The sequence below is a fragment of the Variovorax endophyticus genome, from assembly GCF_025376855.1.
Taxonomy (GTDB): Bacteria; Pseudomonadota; Gammaproteobacteria; order Burkholderiales; family Burkholderiaceae_C; genus Variovorax.
In genome coordinates, this window is the sequence record NZ_JAHUTH010000001.1 from 130,252 (window position 1) to 150,921 (window position 20,670).

Consider the following 20,670-nt stretch of genomic DNA (forward strand, 5'->3'; position numbering starts at 1 on the left):
GCAAGGCTTTTTTGATTCGGTTTGACCAGGAGATATAGATCGTGAAGTTCACTCTGAAAATCGCTACCGCAGCCATCCTTGCCGCGAGCGCCGCCGGCGCCCTGGCCCAGAAGGGTGAAACCGTCAAGATCGCATGGCTCGACCCGCTGTCGGGCCTGATGGCCGCGGTGGGCACCAACCAGCTCAAGACCTTCCAGTTCCTGGCCGAGGAATTCAACAAGAAGAACGCGGCCGGCGTGAAGTTCGAGGTCATCGGCATCGACAACAAGCTCAGCCCGCAGGAAACCACCGCCGCGCTGCGCTCGGCCATGGACCAGGGCGCGCGCTACGTGGTGCAGGGCAACGGCTCGGGCCCGGCGCTGGCCATCATCGACGCGCTCGAGAAGCACAACGCCCGCAACCCCGGCAAGGAAGTGCTCTACATCAACTACGCGGCCGTCGATCCCGACCTGACCAACAGCAAGTGCAGCTACTGGCACTTCCGCCTCGACGCCGACACCTCGATGAAGATGGAGGCGCTGACCACCTTCATGAAGGACCAGCCCGAGATCAAGAAGGTCTACCTGATCAACCAGAACTACTCGCACGGCCAGCAGGTCTCGAAGTTCGCGAAGGAAAACCTCAAGACCAAGCGCCCCGACGTCGAGATCGTCGGCGACGACCTGCATCCGCTGGCCCAGGTGCGCGACTTCGCGCCCTACATCGCCAAGATCAAGGCCTCGGGCGCCGACACCGTGATCACCGGCAACTGGGGCTCCGACCTCGCGCTGCTGATCAAGTCGGCCAACGACGCCGGCCTCAACGTCAAGTTCTACACCTACTACGCCGTCACCAACGGCACGCCGACCGCCATGGGCGCGGCCTCGGACGGCAAGGTCTACCAGGTCGGCTACAGCCACTACAACGCGCCGGGCCCGGTGCAGCCGCTGATGGGCGAGTTCAAGAAGCGCTTCAACGACGACCTCTACACCACCGACATCTACACCGTCTACGCGATGCTCAGCGAAGCCTTCGTGCGCACCAAGTCGACCGAGCCGGTCAAGGTGGCCGCGGCGCTCGAGGGCATGAAGTTCAAGAGCTTCAACGGCGACGTCGAGATGCGCAAGGCCGACCACCAGCTGCAGCAGGGCCTGTGGATCACGCGCTGGCAGAAGGCCGACGCCAAGAACCCGTACAGCCCGGAGAACACCGGCTACACGCTGGCCCCGGTCAAGTACTACGAAGCCTACGTGGCGAGCACGCCCACCACGTGCCAGATGAAGCGGCCCTCCTGAACGCGGGACGCCCCTGAACGGTCGAGGCCCGACTTCAACACTCGGGCCTTTTTCTTTTTCATGTGATCCGAAAGACCGATGAACGTCGAATTCTTCGTCATCTCGCTGCTCAACGGCGTGAGCTACGGCCTGCTGTTGTTCATGCTGAGCTCCGGCCTCACGCTGATCTTCAGCATGATGGGCGTGCTCAACTTCGCGCACGCCAGCTTCTACATGCTGGGCGCGTACATCGCCTACACGCTGTCGAACATCATCGGCTTCTGGCCGGCGCTGTTCCTCGCGCCGCTGCTCGTGGGCGCGCTGGGCGCGGGCTTCGAGCGCTACTGCCTGCGGCGCGTGCACAAGTTCGGCCATGTGCCCGAGCTGCTCGTGACCTTCGGTCTTTCCTACCTGATCCTCGAACTGGTGCAGCTGGTGTGGGGCCGCTCGACCGTGCCCTACGGCCTGCCGGCGCAGCTGCAGGGCCCGCTGTTCTCGCTCTACGGCACGCAGTTCCCCAAGTCGCGCTCCTTCATCATGCTGGTGGCGGTGCTGATGCTGGTGTCGGTGTGGCTGCTGCTCACGCGCACGCGCATCGGCCTCGTGATCCAGGCCGCGCTCAAGCATCCCGACATGGTCGAGGCGCTGGGCCACAACGTGCCGCGCGTGTTCATGCTGGTGTTCGGCGGCGGTGCCGCGCTCGCGGGCCTCGCGGGCGTGGTGGGCGGCAACACCTACGTCACCGAGCCGGCGATGGCGGGCTCGGTCGGCTCCATCATCTTCGTGGTGGTGGTGGTCGGCGGCATGGGTTCGCTGGCGGGCGCCTTCCTGGCCTCGCTCCTGATCGGCGTGATCCAGACCTTCGCGGTCGCCATGGACCAGTCGCTGGCCGGCGGGCTGCAGGCGCTGGGCGTGGCGGTCAGCGAGCAGACCTTTGGCTACGAGCTGCTCAAGCTCACCATCTCGCAGGTCGCGCCGATCCTGCCTTATCTGTTCCTGGTCCTCATCCTGATCTTCAGGCCCAAGGGCCTGCTGGGCACCCGGGAGGACTGACGCCATGACATCGACCACGCAAGCTTCCCGCTACTACCGCTTCAAGCCCTGGAACATCGGGCGCTACCTGATCTGGGCGCTGTTCGCCATCGCCCTGATCGTCGCGCCGCACCTGTTCAAGAGCAGCCTGGCGCTGACCATGCTCTCGCAGATGGGCTACCTCATCATCATCTGCCTGAGCTACAACATCCTGCTGGGGCAGGGCGGCATGCTGAGCTTCGGCCATGCCGTCTACGTCGGCCTGGGCTCGTTCATCGCGATCCACACGATGAACCTCGCGAGCAAGGGCGCGGTGCCGGTGCCGCTGGTGCTGATCCCGCTCGTGGGCGGGCTCGCGGGCATGTTCTTCGCGATCCTGCTGGGCTTCGTCACCACGAAGAAGTCGGGCACCACCTTCGCGATGATCACGCTGGGCATCGGCGAACTGGTGGCCGCGATGGCGCTGATGTTCCCGAGCTTCTTCGGCGGCGAGGGCGGCATCACCACCGACCGCGTCTACGGCACGCCCTTCCTGGGCATGACCTTCGGGCCGCAGATCCAGGTCTACTACCTGATCGCGTTCTATTGCTTCGTGTGCACCGCGCTGATGTTCGCCTTCACCGGCACGCCGCTGGGCCGCATGCTCAACGCGGTGCGCGATAACCCCGAGCGCGTGGAATTCATCGGCTACAACACGCAGCGCGTGCGCTACTTCGCGTTCATCATCGCGGGCTTCTTCGCCGGCATCGGCGGCGGCCTGGCCTCGATCAACTTCGAGATCGTGAACGCGGCCGACAGCCTCAACGCGGTGCGCTCGGGCGGCTACCTGCTGTTCACCTTCCTCGGCGGCGCGGTGTTCTTCTTCGGCCCGATGATCGGCGCGGTGCTGCTGGTGTTCGCCTCGATCCTGCTGTCGGAGCTCTCGAAGGCCTGGCAGCTCTACTTCGGGCTGGTGTTCGTGTTCATGGTGATGTTCGCCCCGGGCGGCATCGCGAGCCTGATCATGATGAACCTGCGCGTGGCCAAGTTCGGCAAGTTCGGCCGCTTCTGGTGGCTCTACCTCGCGCTCGCCGCGGCGCTGGTGCCGGTGGTGATCGGCGCGGCCGCGCTGATCGAGATGATCTACCACATCCAGCTCAACGCGGCGATGGGCCCGAGCCTCAACTTCTTCGGCGTCTCGCTCAATACCGCGGGCACGGGCAGCTGGCTCGGCGCGGTCGCGATCCTGGCCGTCGGCCTGGGCGCGCTCGAGGTCGCGCGGCGCCGCTTCGTGCGGGTCTGGGGCCAGGCGCAGGAAGAGATCGAAACGGAAATCAAGCGTCGGGAGGCGGCGTAACACATGAGCGCTGAATACGCACTGGAACTCAAGGCGCTGCGAAAGAACTTCGGCAAGACCGAGATCATTCGCGGCGTGGACCTCGCGGTGAAGGCCGGCGAGCGCGTGGCCGTCATCGGGCCGAACGGCGCGGGCAAGTCCACGCTGTTCAACCTGATCAGCGGCCGGCTCGCGCCCACCAGCGGCGAGGTGCTGCTCAACGGGCAGCGCATCGATGGCAGGAAGCCCTATGAGATCAACCGGCTGGGCCTCGCGCGCAGCTTCCAGATCACGAACATCTTCCCGAAGCTCAGCGTGTTCGAGAACCTGCGCTGCGGCGTGCTCTGGAGCCTCGGCTACAAGTACACCTTCCTGCGCTTCCTCTCGAACCTCGACGATGCCAATGCGCGCACCGAGGAACTGATCCGCCAGATCGGCCTGGAACGCAAGCGCGACGTGCACGCGGTGAACCTCACCTATGCCGAGCAGCGCGCGCTCGAGATCGGCGTGACCATCGCCGGCGGCGCCAGCGTGATCCTGCTGGACGAACCCACGGCCGGCATGAGCAAGACCGAGACCTCGCACTTCATCGCGCTGATCAAGCACGTGACCACCGGCAAGACCCTGCTCACGGTGGAGCACGACATGGGCGTGGTGTTCGGCCTGGCCGACAAGATCGCGGTGGTGGTGTATGGCGAGGTGATCGCCTTCGACACGCCCGCGGAGGTGCGCGCCAATGCGCGCGTGCAGGAGGCGTACCTGGGTTCGTCGGTCGCCGATGCACAGGGAGCGGGACACTGAGATGCTGAAGCTTCACGACATCCACGCCTACTACGGCAAGAGCCATGTGCTGCATGGCGTTTCCTTCGACGTGCAGCCCGGCGAGATCGTCGCGCTGCTGGGCCGCAACGGCTCGGGCCGCTCGACCACCGCCAAGGCCATCATGGGCCTGGTGCATGCCGAGGGCACCTTGCGCTGGAAGGAGCAGGACATCCTGCGCAAGAAGGCCTACGAGATCGCCCACCTGGGCATCGGCTACGTGCCCGAGAACCGCGACATCTTCCCCAAGCTCACGGTGCACCAGAACCTGCTGCTGGGGCAGAAGGGCAGCGGCAAGGGCAGCCGCTGGCAGTTCGACGACATGTACGCCATGTTCCCGCGCCTGAAGGAGCGCCAGCACACCGAGGCCGGCGTGCTCTCGGGCGGCGAGCAGCAGATGCTCACGCTGTGCCGCACGCTGATGGGCGACCCCGACCTGATCATCATCGACGAGCCCACCGAGGGCCTCGCGCCCAAGATCGTCGAGCTCGTTGGCCAGTACCTGCGCACGCTCAAGGACAAGGGCATCTCGGTGCTGCTGATCGAGCAGAAGCTCACCATCGCGATGGCGATCTCCGATCGCGCGCTCGTCATGGGCCATGGCAGCATCGTCTTCGACGGCACGCCGGCGAGCCTGCGCGCGGACGGATCGACGCGCAAGGAGTGGCTCGAGGTCTGAGGAGCGGGATCGGGCAGCCGAACGCAGAAGAAAAACCAAAGTAGCGCGGAAGTCGCAGAAGGGAATACCATTTTTGGGTTTCCCTTCTGCGGCTTCTGCGCATCTTCGCGACTTCTGCGTTCTGAACCCGCTTTCTTGCTCTTGTCCCTCCAGCGACTGCGTGCCATTGTTGCGCCGCGCCAAAGGCCTAAAATCCCCGGAAAAAGAACACTCGTGCTTTTTCTTTTTTCTCATCACACACCAAGGAACGCAGCATGACGGCTGAATACAAAGTGCTCGGCGATGTCGCCGTGATCACCCTGACCAATCCCCCGGTCAACGGTCTCGGTTTCTCGACCCGCATCGGCATCACCGACGGCCTGTCGAAGGCCCATGCCGACGATGCCGTCAAGGCCATCGTCATCACCGGCGCCGGCAAGGCGTTCTCGGGCGGCGCCGACATCAAGGAATTCGGCACGCCCAAGGCGCTGCAGGAACCCAACCTGCTGAGCGTGATCCTCGCGCTCGAAGCCGCCACCAAGCCGATCGTCGCGGCGATCCATTCGGTGTGCATGGGCGGCGGCCTCGAGCTCGCGCTCGGCTGCCACTACCGCGTCGCGGCCCCGGGCACCAACGTTGCGCTGCCCGAAGTCAAGCTGGGCCTGCTGCCCGGCGCCGGCGGCACGCAGCGCCTGCCGCGCGTGCTCGGCGTGGAGACCGCCCTCAACATGATCGTGAGCGGCGAGGCCGTGAAGTCCGAACTGCTCGCGAGCCTGCCGGGCCAGAAGCTGTTCGACAAGCTGGCCGCCTCGCCCGAGACCGTGTTCGACGAAGCCGTCGAGTTCGCCAAGGCCGCGGCCGCCAAGGGCGGCGAGCTGCCGCTGGTGCGCAGCCTGCCGTGCAAGCACCCGCAGGGCGATGCCTACTTCCAGTTCACCAAGAACATGGTCGGCGGCATGTCGAAGAACTATCCGGCGCCGCTCAAGTGCATCGACGCCGTGCAGGCCGCGACCAAGCTCAAGTTCGACGAGGGCATGGCCGAGGAACGCCGCCTGTTCACCGCGCTGATGTTCACGCCCGAGTCGCTGTCGCTGCGCCACCTGTTCATGGCCGAGCGCGCCGCCTCGAAGATTCCCGACGTGCCCGAGGACACGCCCAAGCGCGAGATCAAGACGGTCGGCGTGATCGGCGCCGGCACCATGGGCGGCGGCATCTCGATGAACTTCCTCAACGCGGGCATCCCCGTGAAGATCCTCGAGATGAAGCAGGAAGCGCTCGACCGCGGCATCGCCACCATCAAGAAGAACTACGAAGCCCAGGTCAAGAAGGGCAAGCTCAAGCAGGACAAGTACGAGCAGCGCATGGCGCTCTTGAGCACCACGCTGAACTACGACGACCTGAAGGACGCCGACCTGATCATCGAAGCCGTGTTCGAGGAGATCGGCGTCAAGGAGAAGGTCTTCAAGGAACTCGACCGCGTCGCCAAGAAGGGCGCGATCCTGGCCTCGAACACCTCGACGCTCGACGTCGACAAGATCGCATCGTTCACCGAGCGTCCGCAGGACGTGGTCGGCATGCACTTCTTCAGCCCCGCCAACGTGATGAAGCTGCTCGAGGTGGTGCGCGGCAAGCAGACCGCCAAGGACGTGCTCGCCACGGTCATGGCCATCGGCAAGAAGATCAAGAAGACCTCGGTGGTCTCGGGCGTGTGCGACGGCTTCATCGGCAACCGCATGATCGAGCAGTACAGCCGCCAGGCCGGCTTCCTGCTCGACGAGGGCGCGACGCCGCAGCAGGTCGACAAGGCGATCGAGAAGTTCGGCTTCGCGATGGGCCCGTTCCGCATGGGCGACCTGGCCGGCAACGACATCGGCTGGGCGATCCGCAAGCGCCGTGCCGTCGAGCGCGCCGACATGAAGTACAGCCGCACGGCCGACAAGCTCTGCGAACTGGGCCGCTTCGGCCAGAAGACCGGGGCAGGGTGGTACGACTACCAGGCCGGCAAGCGCGACGCGATCCCGTCGGAGCTCGTCAACAAGATGATCGAGGACCATCGCAAGGAACTGGGCATCACGCCGCGCAAGATCTCCGACGAGGAGATCGTGCAGCGCCTGGTGTACGCGCTGGTCAACGAAGGCGCGCACATCCTGGAAGACGGCATCGCCTCCAAGTCGGGCGACATCGACATGGTCTACCTCACGGGCTACGGCTTCCCGATCTGGCGCGGCGGCCCGATGCACTACGCCTCGCAGGTCGGCCTGTACAACGTGGCCGAGACGATGAAGCGCTTCGCGAAGAACCCGCGCGACGACGCCGAGTTCTGGCAGCCCGCGCCGCTGATCCAGAAGCTGGTGGCCGAAGGCAAGTCCTTCGGTTGATCGTCCGGGAACCCGACCGCCCATGCTGAAACGCATCTTCCTGGGGTTGCTGCTGGTGCTCGTCGCGCTGGCGGCGGCCGTGGCGGTCAAGACCTGGACCACGCCATCGCGCCAGCTCGCGGTGGCGCCGGCCCCCAAGCCCGAGATCGACCTGCAGGCCGCCGCGAAGCGGCTCGCGGGCGCGATCCCCATTCGCACGGTGTCCAGCCTCGACGACCCGGCCGCCAACCTGGCCGAGTTCGACCGGCTGCATGCCTACCTCGAACAGAACTTTCCCAAGGTCCACGCCACGCTCAAGCGCGAGGTCGTGGGCCAGAAGGCGCTGCTCTACACCTGGACCGGCAGCGATCCGCAGGCCAAGCCGATCGCGCTGATGGCGCACCAGGACATGGTGCCGATCGCGCCGGGCACCGAGAAGGCCTGGAGCGTCGATCCCTTCGGCGGCGAGATCAAGGACGGCTTCGTCTGGGGCCGCGGCACGCTCGACAACAAGGGCAACCTGTTCGCGCAGATGGAAGCCATCGAGCTGCTGCTCGCGAGCGGCTTCCAGCCGAAGCAGACCGTCTACCTCGCGATGGGCGACGACGAGGAGGTCAGCGGCCTGCGCGGCGCGCTGCCGATCGCCGAACTGCTCCAGTCGCGCGGCGTGAAGCTCGACTGGGTGCTCGACGAGGGCCTGCTGGTGCTCGACGGCGTGCTGCCGGGCCTGAGCAAGCCGGCGGCGCTGATCGGCCTGGCCGAGAAGGGCTACGCCACCTTCTTCCTCTCGCTCGACACCGCGCCCGGCCACTCGTCGATGCCGCCCGCGCACAGCGCGATCGGCCGCCTGAGCGCTGCGCTCGCGCGCCTCGAGGCGAACCCGATGCCCGGCGGCATCCAGGGCGTGGCCGGCCAGATGTTCGGCACGCTCGCGCCCGAGATGAGCGGCATCAACCGCGTGATGCTGTCCAACCTCTGGCTCACGGCGCCGCTGGTCGAAGGCCAGCTGCAGAAGAGCCCGAGCAGCAACGCGATGCTGCGCACCACCACCGCGCTGACCATCGTGCGCGCCGGCAACAAGGACAACGTGCTGCCCGGCCGCGCCGAGGCCGCCGTCAACTTCCGCGTGCTGCCCGGCGACACCATCGACAGCGTCGAGGCCCACCTGCGCAAGCAGCTGGGCGACGACGAGATCAAGATCAAGCGCTACCCCGGCAACTCCGAGGCCTCGCCGGTCTCGCCGACCGACAGCGCCGGCTACCGCACCATCGAGCGCTCGGTGCGCCAGTCCTTCCCCGACGCCATCGTCGCGCCCGGCCTCATGACCGCGGCCACCGATTCGCGCCACTTCTCGATCCTGAGCGACGCGGTGTTCCGCTTCTCGCCCTTCCGCATGAAGAACGAGGACCTCGCGCGCTTCCACGGCACCAACGAACGCCTCGCGATCTCGAACTACGGCGAGATGATCGGCTTCTATCAGCAGCTGCTGCGCAACGCTTCCGGCGCGCAGTCCCAGTAACCCGGCTTTCCCTTCCATCTTCGAAAAGGACCTCACCATGACCAGCGCCGTCATCGTTTCCACCGCCCGCACGCCGCTCGCCAAGAGCTGGAAGGGTGCCTTCAACATGACGCACGGCGCCACGCTCGGCGGCCATGCGGTGCAGCACGCGATCGCTCGCGCCGGCATCGAGGCCGCCGAGGTCGACGACGTGATCATGGGCTGCGCCACGCCCGAGGGCGCGACCGGCTCGAACATCGCGCGCCAGATCGCGCTGCGCGCCGGCTGCCCGATCACCACCTCGGGCATGACCATCAACCGCTTCTGCTCCTCGGGCCTGCAGACCATCGCCACCGCCGCCCAGCGCGTCATCGCGGGCGAGGGCGACGTCTACGTGGCCGGCGGCGTCGAGAGCATCTCGTGCGTGCAGAACGAAGCCAACAAGCACATGCTGGCCGACCCCTGGCTGGTGAAGCACAAGCCCGAGATCTACTGGAACATGCTGCAGACGGCCGAGCAGGTCGCCAAGCGCTACAACATCGGCCGCGACGCCATGGATGAATACGGCGCCGCGAGCCAGCAGAAGGCCACGGCAGCGCTGGAAGCCGGCCGCTTCAAGGACGAGATCGCGCCGATCACCGTGCTGGCCGGCGTGGCCGACCCGGTGCTGGGACTGCGCACCAAGGAAGTCACGATCGAGAACGACGAAGGCATCCGCCCCGGCACGACCAAGGAAGGCATCAGCGGCATCCGCTCGGCGCTGCCCGGCGGCCTGATCTCGGCCGGCAACGCCAGCCAGTTCTCGGACGGCGGCGGCGCCTGCGTGGTGGTCGACGAGAAGTACGCCGAGCGCAAGGGCCTGAAGCCGCTGGGCCGCTTCCTGGGCTTCGCGGTGGCGGGCTGCGAGCCCGACGAGATGGGCATCGGCCCCGTCTTCGCGATCCCCAAGGTGCTCAAGCGCCTGGGCCTGACGGTCAACGACATCGACCTGTGGGAGCTCAACGAAGCCTTCGCGGTGCAGGTGATCTACTGCCGCGACAAGCTCGGCATCCCGGCCGACCGCCTCAACGTGGACGGCGGCGCCATCGCCGTGGGCCACCCTTACGGCGTGAGCGGCCAGCGCCTCACGGGCCACGCGCTGATCGAAGGCAAGCGCCGCGGCGCGAAGAAGGTCGTGGTCACGATGTGCATCGGCGGCGGCATGGGTGCCGCGGGCGTGTTCGAGGTGATCTGAGCATTGTCCTGAACCGCTGAATTCGGACTTCCGGACGCAGAAGTCGCGAAGGTTACGCAGAAGTCGCAGAAGAGAAACCAAAATTTTTTCATTGGTTTTTCTCTGCGACTTTTTCTTGGTTTCCGCGCCTTCTGCGTTCGGCTGTCCGATCCCGATCCCGACCCTGATCCCGCTTTCCTGGAACTCATCATGAGCCTGCGTCCCACCCTCGATTTCCTGCTCTACGACTGGCTGCATGCCGAAACGCTGGCCGCGCGCGAACGCTTCGCCGACCACTCGCGCGAGACCTTCGACGCGGTGCTCGACACCTGCGAGCGCATCGCGCGCGAGAAGTACGCGCCGTTCAACCGCACCGTCGACACGCAGGAGCCGCACTTCGACGGCGAGAAGGTGATCCTGCCGCAGGCCACGCACGACGCGCACAAGGCCTTCGTCGAATCGGGAATGATGAGCGCGGCGCAGGACTACGACATCGGCGGCATGCAGCTGCCCTACACGGTGCAGGCCGCGGCCAACAGCTTCTTCGCGATGGCCTCGGTGAGCATCGGCTCGAACATGCTGACCAGCGGCAACGCCAACCTGCTGATGGTGCACGGCACCGATGCACAGAAGGAGGTGTTCGCCAAGAACGAGTTCTCCGGGCGCTGGGCCGGCACCATGTGCCTGTCGGAGCCGCAGGCCGGCTCCTCGCTGAGCGACGTGGCCACGCGCGCGGTGCCCGATGGCGAGGGCTTCCAGGACGATCCGCTGGGCCCGCGCTACCGGCTCACGGGCAACAAGATGTGGATCTCCTCGGGCGACCACGAGCTGACCGAGAACATCGTGCACATCGTGCTCGCCAAGATTCCCGACGAGAACGGCAAGCTGGTGCCGGGCACGCGCGGCATCTCGCTGTTCATCGTGCCCAAGCGCATGGTGGACACGCAGGGCGAACTCACGGGCGAGCGCAACGACGTGGCGCTCGCGGGCCTCAACCACAAGCTGGGCTGGCGCGGCACCACCAACACGCTGCTGAACTTCGGCGAAGGCAAGTACCCGGTCGGCGGCAAGGCCGGCGCGGTGGGCTACCTGGTCGGCGCGCCCGGCAAGGGCCTGCACTGCATGTTCCACATGATGAACGAGGCACGCATCGGCGTCGGCACCGCCGCCACCATGCTCGGCATGGCCGGCTACCACGCCTCGCTCGACTACGCGAAGAGCCGGCCGCAGGGCCGCCTCGTGAAGAAGCCCGAGGGCGGCGAGGCCAAGGTGGTCAAGGACTCCGCCGGCCCGCAGGTGCGCATCATCGAGCACGCCGACGTGCGCCGCATGCTGCTCGCGCAGAAGGCCTATTGCGAGGGCGCGCTGGCGCTCGAGCTGTACTGCGCGCGGCTGGTCGACGAGCAGAAGACCGGCAGCGAGCAGGCCGCCGACGACGCGCGGCTGCTGCTGGAAGTGCTGACGCCGATCGCCAAGAGCTGGCCCAGCGAATGGTGCCTCGAGGCCAACTCGCTCGCGATCCAGGTCCATGGCGGCTACGGCTACACGCGCGACTTCCCGGTCGAGCAGTACTGGCGCGACAACCGCCTCAACATGATCCACGAGGGCACGCACGGCATCCAGGCGGCCGACCTGCTGGGTCGCAAGGTGCTGATGGAGAAGGGCCGCGGCCTGCAGCTGCTGGCGGGCCGCATCACCGAGACCATCGGCCGCGCCGCCAAGGCGCCCGCGCTCGCCGCCCATGCCAAGGCGCTGGGCGAGGCGCTGCAGCGCGTGGGCAGCGCCACCGAGGCCGCCTGGTCCACCGGCGACCCGGCCGAGGCGCTGGTGAACGCGGTGCCGTACATGCAGGCCTTCGGCCACACGGTGCTGGCCTGGCTGTGGCTCGACGTGGCGCAGCGCGCGCTCGAACTCGACCCGGCGCAGGCCGCGCCCGCGACTGCTGGCAAGATGGCGGCCGCGCGCTATTTCTTCCACTACGAGCTGCCCAAGAACGGCGCCTGGCTCAACGTGGTCGAGAGCCGCGATCCGACCTGTACCGCCTTGCCCGAAGAGGCATTCTGATGCCTGCCATTGCCATGACCCCTCCCACTCCCGCCAAGCCACCCAAACCGCATGCCACGCTCGAGAAGTGGATCTGGATCCTGATCTACGGCGGCCTGTTCCTCGTCATCCTCGGCATCGCCACCGGCCGCACCGAGCCGGCCACCGGCTGGGCCATGGCCGTGCCCGGCGGCATCGCGACCGTCGTGGGCTTCGTGCTGATCTACGTGCGCTCGCGCATGAACGACCGGTAAGGAGCGAGGCCATGCTCAGGCACATCGTGATGTGGAAGTTCAAGGCGCACGCCGAGGGCGCCGACAAGGCCGCCAACCTCGCCAAGGCCAAGGCGCTGCTCGAGGCCTGCGCGACGCTGTCGCCGGGCACCGTGCGCTTCGAGGTCGCGCTGGCCCAGCCGGGCCTGGAAGCCACTTACGACCTGATCCTCAATTCGGAATTCACCGATGCCGCCGCGCTCGCGGCCTATGCCGAGCATCCGCAGCACGTCGCGCTCAAGCCCTTCATCGGCGCCGTGCGCGAAGCGCGCCAGTGCATGGACTATGAGATCTGACATTCCCCGAACACCACCGACCTCCGGAGACATCCCCATGACCACCCGCACCACCCAGCAATTGTTCGACCTGCGCGGCAAGACCGCGCTCATCACCGGCGGCTCGCGCGGCCTGGGCCTGCAGATGGCCCATGCGCTCGGCGAGGCCGGCGCGAAGATCATGCTGAGCTCGCGCAAGGCCGAGGACCTCGAGCAGGCCGCGGCCGAGCTGCAGGCCGCCGGCATCGACGCGCGCTGGATCGCCGCCGACTGCGCGAAGGAGGAGGACACCCGCCGCCTGGCCGAGGAGACCCTGCAGCGCCTGGGCGCGATCGACATCCTCGTGAACAACGCCGGCGCGAGCTGGGGCGCGCCGGCCGAAAGCCATCCGGTCGAGGCCTGGGACAAGGTGATGAACCTCAACGTGCGCGGCTATTTCATCCTGTCGCAGCACGTGGCCAACCAGTACATGATCCCGAAGAAGAGCGGCCGCATCATCAACATCGCCTCGATCGCGGGCCTCAACGGCAACCCGCCCGAGATGCAGACCCTGGCCTACAACACCTCCAAGACCGCGGTGATCGGCTTCACGCGCACGCTGGCGGCCGAATGGGGCAAGTACAACATCACCGTCAACGCGATCTGCCCGGGCTTCTTCATGACCAAGATGGCGGCCGGCCTGATCAAGTCGCTGGGCGAGGAGAAGATGGCCGCGCAGGCGCCGCTGGGCCGGCTGGGCGACGACGAAGACTTGAAGGGCCTGACGCTGCTGTACGCGAGCGATGCCGGCAAGCACATCACCGGCCAGTGGCTGGCGGTCGACGGCGGCGTGAGCGTGGTCCTGGGCGCGGCCTGAAGCAATGACCCAAGACTCCGACGACATCAACATCCGCTCGTACACGAGCCAGATCCCGTTCGCGCGCCACCTGGGCTTCGAGCTCGTGAAGTTCGAGAACGGCGAATCCGAGATCCGCTACACGGCCAAGCCCGAGCATCTCAACACCTTCGACGTGACGCACGGCGGCGCCTGCATGACCTTGCTCGACATCGCCATGGCCGCGGCCGCGCGCAGCGTGACGCCCGAGACCGGCGTGGTCACGATCGAGATGAAGACCAGCTTCATGCAGCCCTCGGTCGGCCCGCTGCGCGCGCGCGGCACGCTGATCCACCGCACCGCCACGCTGGCCTTCACCGAGGCCAGGATCTACGACGAGCAGGAGCGCGTGTGCGCCCATGCCACCGGCACCTTCAAGTACGTGAAGCGCCGGCTGCCGACCGGCCCGGCGAGCGCCAACGCGATGCGCCCGCCGTCGACCGACTGACGGCGAACAGTCCAAGGGCGGCGGACCCCGTTTCGCCGCCCGCAGTCCGAAGGCGCCTCGCGCGCCGCCATCCAGCTTTCCAGGAGACACGACCATGCCGACCAACAAGCAGCAGATCCTCGACAACCGCCCCGAGGGCGAAGCCGTCGCGAGCAACTTCAAGCTCGTGACCGCGCAAACCCCGGCGCTCCAGGACAACCAGGTGCTGGTGCGCCACCACTACATGAGCCTCGATCCCTACATGCGCGGGCGCATGAACGACGCCAAGAGCTACGCCCAGCCGCAGCCGCTGGGCCAGGTGATGCAGGGCGGCACCGTGGGCGAGGTGGTCGAGAGCAAGCACCCGAAGTACGCCGTGGGCGACAAGGTGGTGGGCTTCGGCGGCTGGCAGGAATACAGCGTGGTCGATGCCTCGCAGCCCGGCGCGCTCAAGAAGGTGGACACCACCCACGTGCCGCTGTCGCACTACCTGGGCGCGGTCGGCATGCCGGGCGTGACCGCCTGGTACGGCCTGGTCAAGATCATCGCGCCCAAGGCCGGCGAGACCGTGGTCATCACGGCCGCCAGCGGTGCCGTGGGCAGCGCCTTCGGCGCGCTGGCCAAGGCGCGCGGCTGTCGCGTGGTGGGCATCGCGGGCGGACCCGACAAGTGCAAGTACGTGACCGACGAACTGGGCTTCGACGCCTGCATCGACTACCGCCAGCATCCCGACGTCAAGACCATGAGCGCGGCGCTCAAGGAAGCCTGCCCGAACGGCATCGACGGCTATTTCGAGAACGTCGGCGGCTACATCTTCGACGCCGTGCTGCTGCGCACCAACGCCTTCGCGCGCGTGGCGCTGTGCGGCATGATCGCGGGCTACGACGGCCAGCCGCTGCCGCTCGCGAACCCCGCGCTGATCCTGATCAACCGGCTCAAGGTCGAGGGCTTCATCGTCAGCGAGCACATGGAGGTGTGGCCCGAGGCGCTGGCCGAACTCGGCGCGCTGGTGGGCAGCGGCAAGCTCAAGCCGCGCGAGTCGATCGCGCAGGGCATCGAGGCCGCGCCCGAGGCCTTCCTGGGGCTGCTCAAGGGCCGCAACTTCGGCAAGCAGCTCGTCAAGCTGATCTGAGAGAAGAGAACGCGAAGGAGCCGGCATGGACGCGACCCACGAGGTATTCAACCAGCCGGCACCACTGGCCGGCTACAACCTCTTCGACACCCACCGGCCCCTGCGCGATGCGTTGAATTTCAATGCGCCACAGTTGCCGACGGAGTCGCTGCGGCAACTGGGCGAAACGCTCGGTTCGGCCGAGATGCAGACGCATGCGCGGCTGGCCAACGTGCACACGCCCGAGCTGCACACGCACGACCGTTTCGGTCGGCGCATCGACGAGGTCGAGTTCCATCCGAGCTACCACCTGCTGATGACCGCGGCGGTGGGTGCGGGCCTGCATGGCACGCCATGGCGCGCCGAGCCCGGCGCGGCCGCGTCGCCCCATGTGCTGCGCGCCGCGGGCTTCATGCTCTTCACCGAGCTCGAGCCCTCGATGCTGTGCCCGATCTCGATGACCTACGCGGCCACGCCCGCGCTGCGCGACAACGCGGCCGTGCATGCCGACTGGGGCGCGAAGCTCGGCAGCCTCGTGTACGACCCCGCGCTCAAGCCGGTGGCCGACAAGGCCGGCGTGACCATGGGCATGGGCATGACCGAGAAGCAGGGCGGCTCCGATGTGCGGGCCAACACCACGAAGGCGGTGCGCGCCGGCAGCGACGGCTGGGGCGAGCGCTACGAGATCACGGGCCACAAGTGGTTCTTCTCCGCGCCGATGTGCGATGCCTTCCTGGTGCTGGCGCAGGCGCCGACCGGGCTCAGCTGCTTCTTCCTGCCGCGCGTGCTGCCCGACGGCACGCGCAACGCGATCCGCATCCAGCGCCTGAAGGACAAGCTCGGCAACAAGGCCAATGCCAGTTCCGAGGTCGAGTTCCATGGCGCCAGCGCCTGGCTGGTGGGCGAGGAGGGCCGCGGCATTCCGCAGATCCTCGAGATGGGCACGATGACGCGGCTCGATTGCGCGCTTGGCACCAGCGGGCTGATGCGCCAGGCCCTCGCGCTGGCTCTGAACCACACGGCGCAGCGCAGCGCCTTCGGCAAGCCGCTGATCGCGCAGCCGCTGATGCAGAACGTGCTGGCCGACATGGCGCTCGAGAGCGAGGCCGCCACCGCGCTCGCGATCCGCCTCGCGCGCGCCTTCGACCGGCCCGCCGACGAGCACGAGCGACTGATGGCGCGCCTGCTGACGCCGGTCGCCAAGTTCTGGATCTGCAAGCGCGGCAGCCTGCTGGGCCAGGAAGCGATGGAATGCCTGGGCGGCAACGGCTACGTGGAGGAGGGCGGCGAGGGCGTGATGGCGCGCGTCTACCGCGAGATGCCGCTCAACTCGATCTGGGAAGGCGCGGGCAACATCATGGCGCTGGACCTGCTGCGCGGCCTGCGCAAGGGCGACGCGGTGGCGGCGCTGGCGCACGAACTGGCGCCCGCGCGCGGCCAGCATGCGGCGCTCGACCGCCTGGCCGACGCGCTGCCCGCGCGCATCGAGGCGATGGCCTCCGAGGTCGAGGCGCGTCGTCTGGCACAGGACGTGGCGCTGGCCGTGCAGGCTTCGCTGCTCGCGCAGACCGCGCCGTCGGCGGTGGTGGGCGCGTTCTGCGCCTCGCGCCTGGGCGGCGACTGGGGCCATGCCTTCGGCACGCTGGGCGCGGGCACCGATTTCGATGCGATCGTGCGGCGCGCGCAGCCGGTCTAGAAGAACACTGTCTCCCTCTCACAAGGAAAAACCACGATGGCCGATCTGATCCTGCACCACTACGCCACCTCTCCCTTCTCGGAGAAGGTGCGCCTGATCCTCGGCGCCAAGCAGCTGCCGTGGAAGTCGGTCTTCATCCCGCCGATCATGCCCAAGCCCGACGTGGAGGTGCTCACGGGCGGCTACCGCAAGACGCCGTTCCTGCAGATCGGCGCCGACATGTACTGCGACAGCGCGCTGATCGCCGACGTGCTCGAGCACCTGCAGCCCGCGCCCACGCTCTACCCCGAGCCCGAGAAGGGCATGTCGCGCATCCTCGCGCAGTGGGCCGACACCACGCTGTTCTGGGCCGCGATGGCCTGGAACCTGCAGCCCAAGGGCGCGGCCGAGGTGTTCGCCAAGGCGCCGCCCGAGGCCGCCAAGGCCTTCGGCGAGGACCGCGCGAAGATGAGCGCCGGCAACATGACGCGGCTGCGTCCGGCCGACGCCACCAGCGCCTACAAGTCGTACCTGCGCCGGCTGTCCGACATGCTCGACGACAAGCCCTTCCTGCTCGGCGAGGTGCCCTGCATCGCCGACTTCTCGGCCTACCACCCGCTGTGGTACACGCGCCGCATCGAGGCGGTCAAGGGCATCCTCGACCTCACGCCCGCGGTGGTCGACTGGATGAACCGCATGGCGGCCATCGGCCATGGCACGCCCGAGAAGTTCGGCGCGGAGGAAGCGATCGCCGTGGCCAAGGCCGCGACGCCGCATTCGCTGCTGACCGACAGCACCTTCCAGGACGACCACGGCATTCCGCTGGGCAGCGCCGTCACCTTGCGCGCCGAGAGCTTCGGGCTCGAGGAAACGCCGGGCATCCTGGTGGCGGCCACGCGCACCCACTACACGCTGGAGCGCAACGGCGAACGCACGGGCCGGGTGCACGTGCACTTCCCGCGCATCGGCTACGTGCTGAAGAAAGCCGAGGGCTGAAAAACCGCCGGGCCGTCGATCGCCGGCCCGGCGCTCCCGCTCAGTTCACCGTGTGCGAGCCCAGGCCGTCCGAGGTGTTGATCGGGAAGCTGTCCCACTGCTCCGCCGGATCGAAGGGCAGCAGGGGATTGCGGTCGCCGGCCTTGACGGTGGGCTTGCGGCGCAGCGTCTGGTCCAGCGTGCTCACGCTGCCGCTCTTCCATTCGGTGCCGGGGTCCACGCCGACCTGGCCGATGCGGTCGATGACCGTGCCCGACTTCTCGATCGTCAGCGCATCGTCGCCGTTGTAGTTGACCACGCTGCTGACGATCGAACCCGCTGGCTTGAAGGGCGTGGTGGCGCCGCTGTTCGAGAGCACCAGCGTCGCCCCCGGTGCCAGGGTGCCGCTGAGCACCTGCGTGTTGGTCGCGGTGCTCGCGCCGTTCGAGTACAGCTTGACGGTGTAGAGGCTCAGGTCCAGCGTCGCCGCGGTCGGGTTGTAGAGCTCGATCGCCTTGTTGTTCGAACTGCCTTCGATGTACTCGCTGAAGAACAGGTCGGGCGGGCCGGGCGGAACCACCACGATCTTGCTGACAGCGACGGTTCCGGAGCGCGTGGCGGTCTGGCCCGCCGAGTTGGTCAGCGTGATCACCACGTCGAAGCTGCCCGCGGCCGCGTAGGTATGCGTCACCGTGCCGGCGCCCGGCGCGGTCGTCGCGGCGCTGCCATCGCCCCAGTCGACCGAGAGCGAAGTCAGGGTGGCGCTGCCGCCGGGCAGGGCCTCGGTGATCGTCACGCCGTAGCTTTCGCCGGCCCGGGCGGTCGCGGGGATGGTGCCGCCGAGGATCGGCAGCGTCACGGCCGTGTCGGCCGCGAGGTTCAGGCCCACCAGCACCGGGTCGTGGTCCGAGGCGCGGTACGGCGTGGGCGCGTAGCGGTCGTCGGTCGTGAAGTCGGTGTTGTAGTCGAGCGCGGTCGGCTCGTCGGCGTTGATGTGCCACACGCCCACGCCCGCGACCTGCGTGGCGAGCGAGCCCGAGGCATAGGCATGGTCGAGCGCGCCGGTCTCGCCGCCGAACACGTAGGTGTAGCGGTCGTTGGCGGGCATGCGCTTGAGCAGGCTCTCGTTGCCGGCCGACTCGAGCACCTTGGTCGGGTCCTCGAGCAGGTAGCTGTTGAAGTCGCCCATCATCAGCACGTCGGCCTCGCCCTGCGCCTTGAGCTTGGCGACGAAGCTGTTGAGCGCCGTCGCCTGTTTCGTGCGCGCGAGGTTGAAGCAGCCCTGGCCCAGGTCGATGTCGCCGGTGCTCGGGCAACTGCCCTTGCTCTTCAGGTGGTTGACCACGAACCAGAAGCCGCCGTGGTTGCCCACCGCGCTGAAGCGCTGCGCCAGCGGCGGCCGGCCGCTGGGCGCGACGTAGTCCGCGAGGTCGGTGCCGGTGGGGAACACCAGGCCGCCGACGCGCTGCACCTTGGCGGGCTTGTAGAGGATGTCGACCTTGATCGCGTCGGTGCCGAAGCTGCCGCTGCGCACCGAGGCGTAGGTGCCCGCGCCCAGCTTCGCGTTGAGCGCGGCCACGAGGTTGTCGGTCGCCACGTCGGTGTTCTGGATCTCCATCAGGCCGATCACGTCGGCATCGAGGCCCGCGATCGCGGCCACGATCTTGGCCTGCTGGCGATCGAACTCGGCGCGGTTGTTGGCGCCGCGGCAGTTGCCCGCGCTCGGTGCCTCGCTGCCGAGCGTGCAGCCCTGGCCGGTCTGGCCCGCGGCGTTCTCGCCGTTCTGGAAGGTGGTGAAGTAGTTCAGCACGTTCAGGCTCGCCGCCTTCAGCGTGCCGCCGACCGCGGGCGCGGTGGCCGGGCGCGGGTTGGCCTGCGCGAAGCTGGTCGCCTCGGTCGGCTGGATCCGGTAGGCCACGAAGTTGTGGCTCAGGATGCCCGTGACCTTCTGCGTGGTGTCGCCCATGCGGCGCGTGCCGTCGGTGCCCGCGGCGCTCAGGTAGGGGATGGGGTTCGGGTTCTGGCGCGACGAGCCGTCGTCGAGCACGATGCGCGCGAGCAGGTTCTGGTCGTGCGTGGCGGCCGCGTTGCCGTTGGTGGGGTTGAACTGGCGCCCGTTGAGAGACAGCACCAGCTGGCCGTAGCGGCCCAGCTCGAACAGCTCCGACACGGCCAGCGGTTGCGCGATCTCGACCAGCATGCCTTCATAGCGCTCGAGCGTGGATTCGTCGGCCACCGGCAGCGTGATCGGGGTCGGCGCGATCGCGAGGCCCGAGCCGCAGATGGAAATGGCCACGGGCTTGTCGGTCGTGCCCGCGATCTGCGTGATGCTGTCGGGCTTGGCGTTGGCGCCCGCGGTCTGGCCGAACTCGGTGACCGTGCCCGAGACCTGCACGTAGTCGCCGACCGCCACGCGCGTCGCATTGGCCGGCGCGTAGACGAAGAGGCCTTCGGAGGTCAGCGGATCGGCATCGGGCACCAGCGACTGCACGAAGAAGCCGTTGAGCCTGGTGTCGCCGGTGCCGGTGGCCTGGAAGTCGCCGACCACCACGCCGCGCACGGTCACGCCCTGGTCCGCCATCGGGCTCAGGTGGCCCGTGCCCTGCACGGCGGGAATGGCCGCGAGCGGCGCGTCGGCCGGCACGGCGGCCGCGCAGGTGGGCGGCGGGGGGGGCGGCGGCGGTTGCACCGCGGGCGGCGCGGTACCGGAGGAGGGCGGGGGAACGAAGGGGAAGACACCCCCGCCGCCGCCACCGCCGCCGCAGGCGCTCAGCGCGACGACTGCCGCGAGTACCAAAGTTCTGAGTTGCCAGGTCGGCCTCGGCGCTGCATGGATCATGGAAATTTTCTGGATGGAATGAAGGACCGGCGAG

General features: G+C 67.8%; 16 protein-coding genes and 1 pseudogene. 16 read left to right on the plus strand and 1 reads right to left on the minus strand.

What is annotated here, in order from left to right:
- Positions 1-41: 41 nt before the first annotated feature.
- From KV106_RS00560 to KV106_RS00635, 16 genes and pseudogenes are all read left to right on the plus strand, one after another.
- On the plus strand, positions 42-1,274 hold the full coding sequence (locus KV106_RS00560) for a branched-chain amino acid ABC transporter substrate-binding protein (protein WP_057596419.1): 1,233 nt from the start codon (positions 42-44) through the stop codon (positions 1,272-1,274).
- Positions 1,275-1,352: 78 nt separating this feature from the next.
- A complete protein-coding gene (locus KV106_RS00565) occupies positions 1,353-2,306 on the plus strand; it encodes a branched-chain amino acid ABC transporter permease (RefSeq protein ID WP_057596418.1) in 954 nt (317 codons plus the stop codon).
- 4 nt (positions 2,307-2,310) lie between these two features.
- Positions 2,311-3,621 (plus strand): branched-chain amino acid ABC transporter permease, encoded by a 1,311-nt coding sequence (locus KV106_RS00570; protein WP_057596417.1) that lies wholly within the window; start codon positions 2,311-2,313, stop codon positions 3,619-3,621.
- A 3-nt stretch (positions 3,622-3,624) separates the two neighbouring features.
- Positions 3,625-4,401, plus strand: coding sequence for an ABC transporter ATP-binding protein (locus KV106_RS00575; RefSeq protein ID WP_261205658.1), 777 nt, complete (start codon positions 3,625-3,627; stop codon positions 4,399-4,401).
- Between the two features lies 1 nt (position 4,402).
- Positions 4,403-5,098: an ABC transporter ATP-binding protein gene (locus KV106_RS00580; RefSeq protein WP_057596415.1), complete on the plus strand. Its 696-nt coding sequence runs from the start codon at positions 4,403-4,405 to the stop codon at positions 5,096-5,098.
- Positions 5,099-5,352: 254 nt separating this feature from the next.
- Positions 5,353-7,455, plus strand: coding sequence for a 3-hydroxyacyl-CoA dehydrogenase NAD-binding domain-containing protein (locus tag KV106_RS00585; RefSeq protein ID WP_261205659.1), 2,103 nt, complete (start codon positions 5,353-5,355; stop codon positions 7,453-7,455).
- A 1-nt stretch (position 7,456) separates the two neighbouring features.
- Positions 7,457-8,953: pseudogene (locus KV106_RS00590) on the plus strand (M20 family peptidase); the annotation flags it as partial.
- A gap of 37 nt (positions 8,954-8,990) precedes the next feature.
- Positions 8,991-10,166 carry an acetyl-CoA C-acyltransferase gene (locus tag KV106_RS00595; RefSeq protein WP_057596412.1) on the plus strand — a complete coding sequence of 392 codons (1,176 nt, stop codon included), beginning with the start codon at positions 8,991-8,993 and terminating at the stop codon, positions 10,164-10,166.
- Positions 10,167-10,355: 189 nt separating this feature from the next.
- Positions 10,356-12,209 carry an acyl-CoA dehydrogenase gene (locus KV106_RS00600; protein ID WP_261205660.1) on the plus strand — a complete coding sequence of 618 codons (1,854 nt, stop codon included), beginning with the start codon at positions 10,356-10,358 and terminating at the stop codon, positions 12,207-12,209.
- Positions 12,210-12,223: 14 nt separating this feature from the next.
- Positions 12,224-12,442: a hypothetical protein gene (locus tag KV106_RS00605; RefSeq protein WP_261205661.1), complete on the plus strand. Its 219-nt coding sequence runs from the start codon at positions 12,224-12,226 to the stop codon at positions 12,440-12,442.
- Positions 12,443-12,453: 11 nt separating this feature from the next.
- Positions 12,454-12,756 (plus strand): Dabb family protein, encoded by a 303-nt coding sequence (locus KV106_RS00610; protein ID WP_057596409.1) that lies wholly within the window; start codon positions 12,454-12,456, stop codon positions 12,754-12,756.
- Positions 12,757-12,793: 37 nt separating this feature from the next.
- Positions 12,794-13,591: an SDR family oxidoreductase gene (locus KV106_RS00615; RefSeq protein WP_057596408.1), complete on the plus strand. Its 798-nt coding sequence runs from the start codon at positions 12,794-12,796 to the stop codon at positions 13,589-13,591.
- Between the two features lie 4 nt (positions 13,592-13,595).
- Entirely contained in the window at positions 13,596-14,057 is a 462-nt protein-coding gene (locus KV106_RS00620; protein WP_261205662.1) for a PaaI family thioesterase, read from the plus strand.
- 94 nt (positions 14,058-14,151) lie between these two features.
- On the plus strand, positions 14,152-15,168 hold the full coding sequence (locus KV106_RS00625) for an NADP-dependent oxidoreductase (RefSeq protein WP_261205663.1): 1,017 nt from the start codon (positions 14,152-14,154) through the stop codon (positions 15,166-15,168).
- 25 nt (positions 15,169-15,193) lie between these two features.
- A complete protein-coding gene (locus tag KV106_RS00630; RefSeq protein ID WP_261205664.1) occupies positions 15,194-16,843 on the plus strand; it encodes an isovaleryl-CoA dehydrogenase in 1,650 nt (549 codons plus the stop codon).
- Between the two features lie 36 nt (positions 16,844-16,879).
- Positions 16,880-17,818 carry a glutathione S-transferase family protein gene (locus KV106_RS00635; protein ID WP_261205665.1) on the plus strand — a complete coding sequence of 313 codons (939 nt, stop codon included), beginning with the start codon at positions 16,880-16,882 and terminating at the stop codon, positions 17,816-17,818.
- A 40-nt stretch (positions 17,819-17,858) separates the two neighbouring features.
- Here KV106_RS00635 and KV106_RS00640 read toward each other — a convergent pair whose 3' ends face one another.
- Complete coding sequence (locus tag KV106_RS00640; protein ID WP_261205666.1) at positions 17,859-20,636, minus strand: ExeM/NucH family extracellular endonuclease; 2,778 nt, start codon at positions 20,634-20,636, stop codon at positions 17,859-17,861.
- Positions 20,637-20,670: the final 34 nt, after the last annotated feature.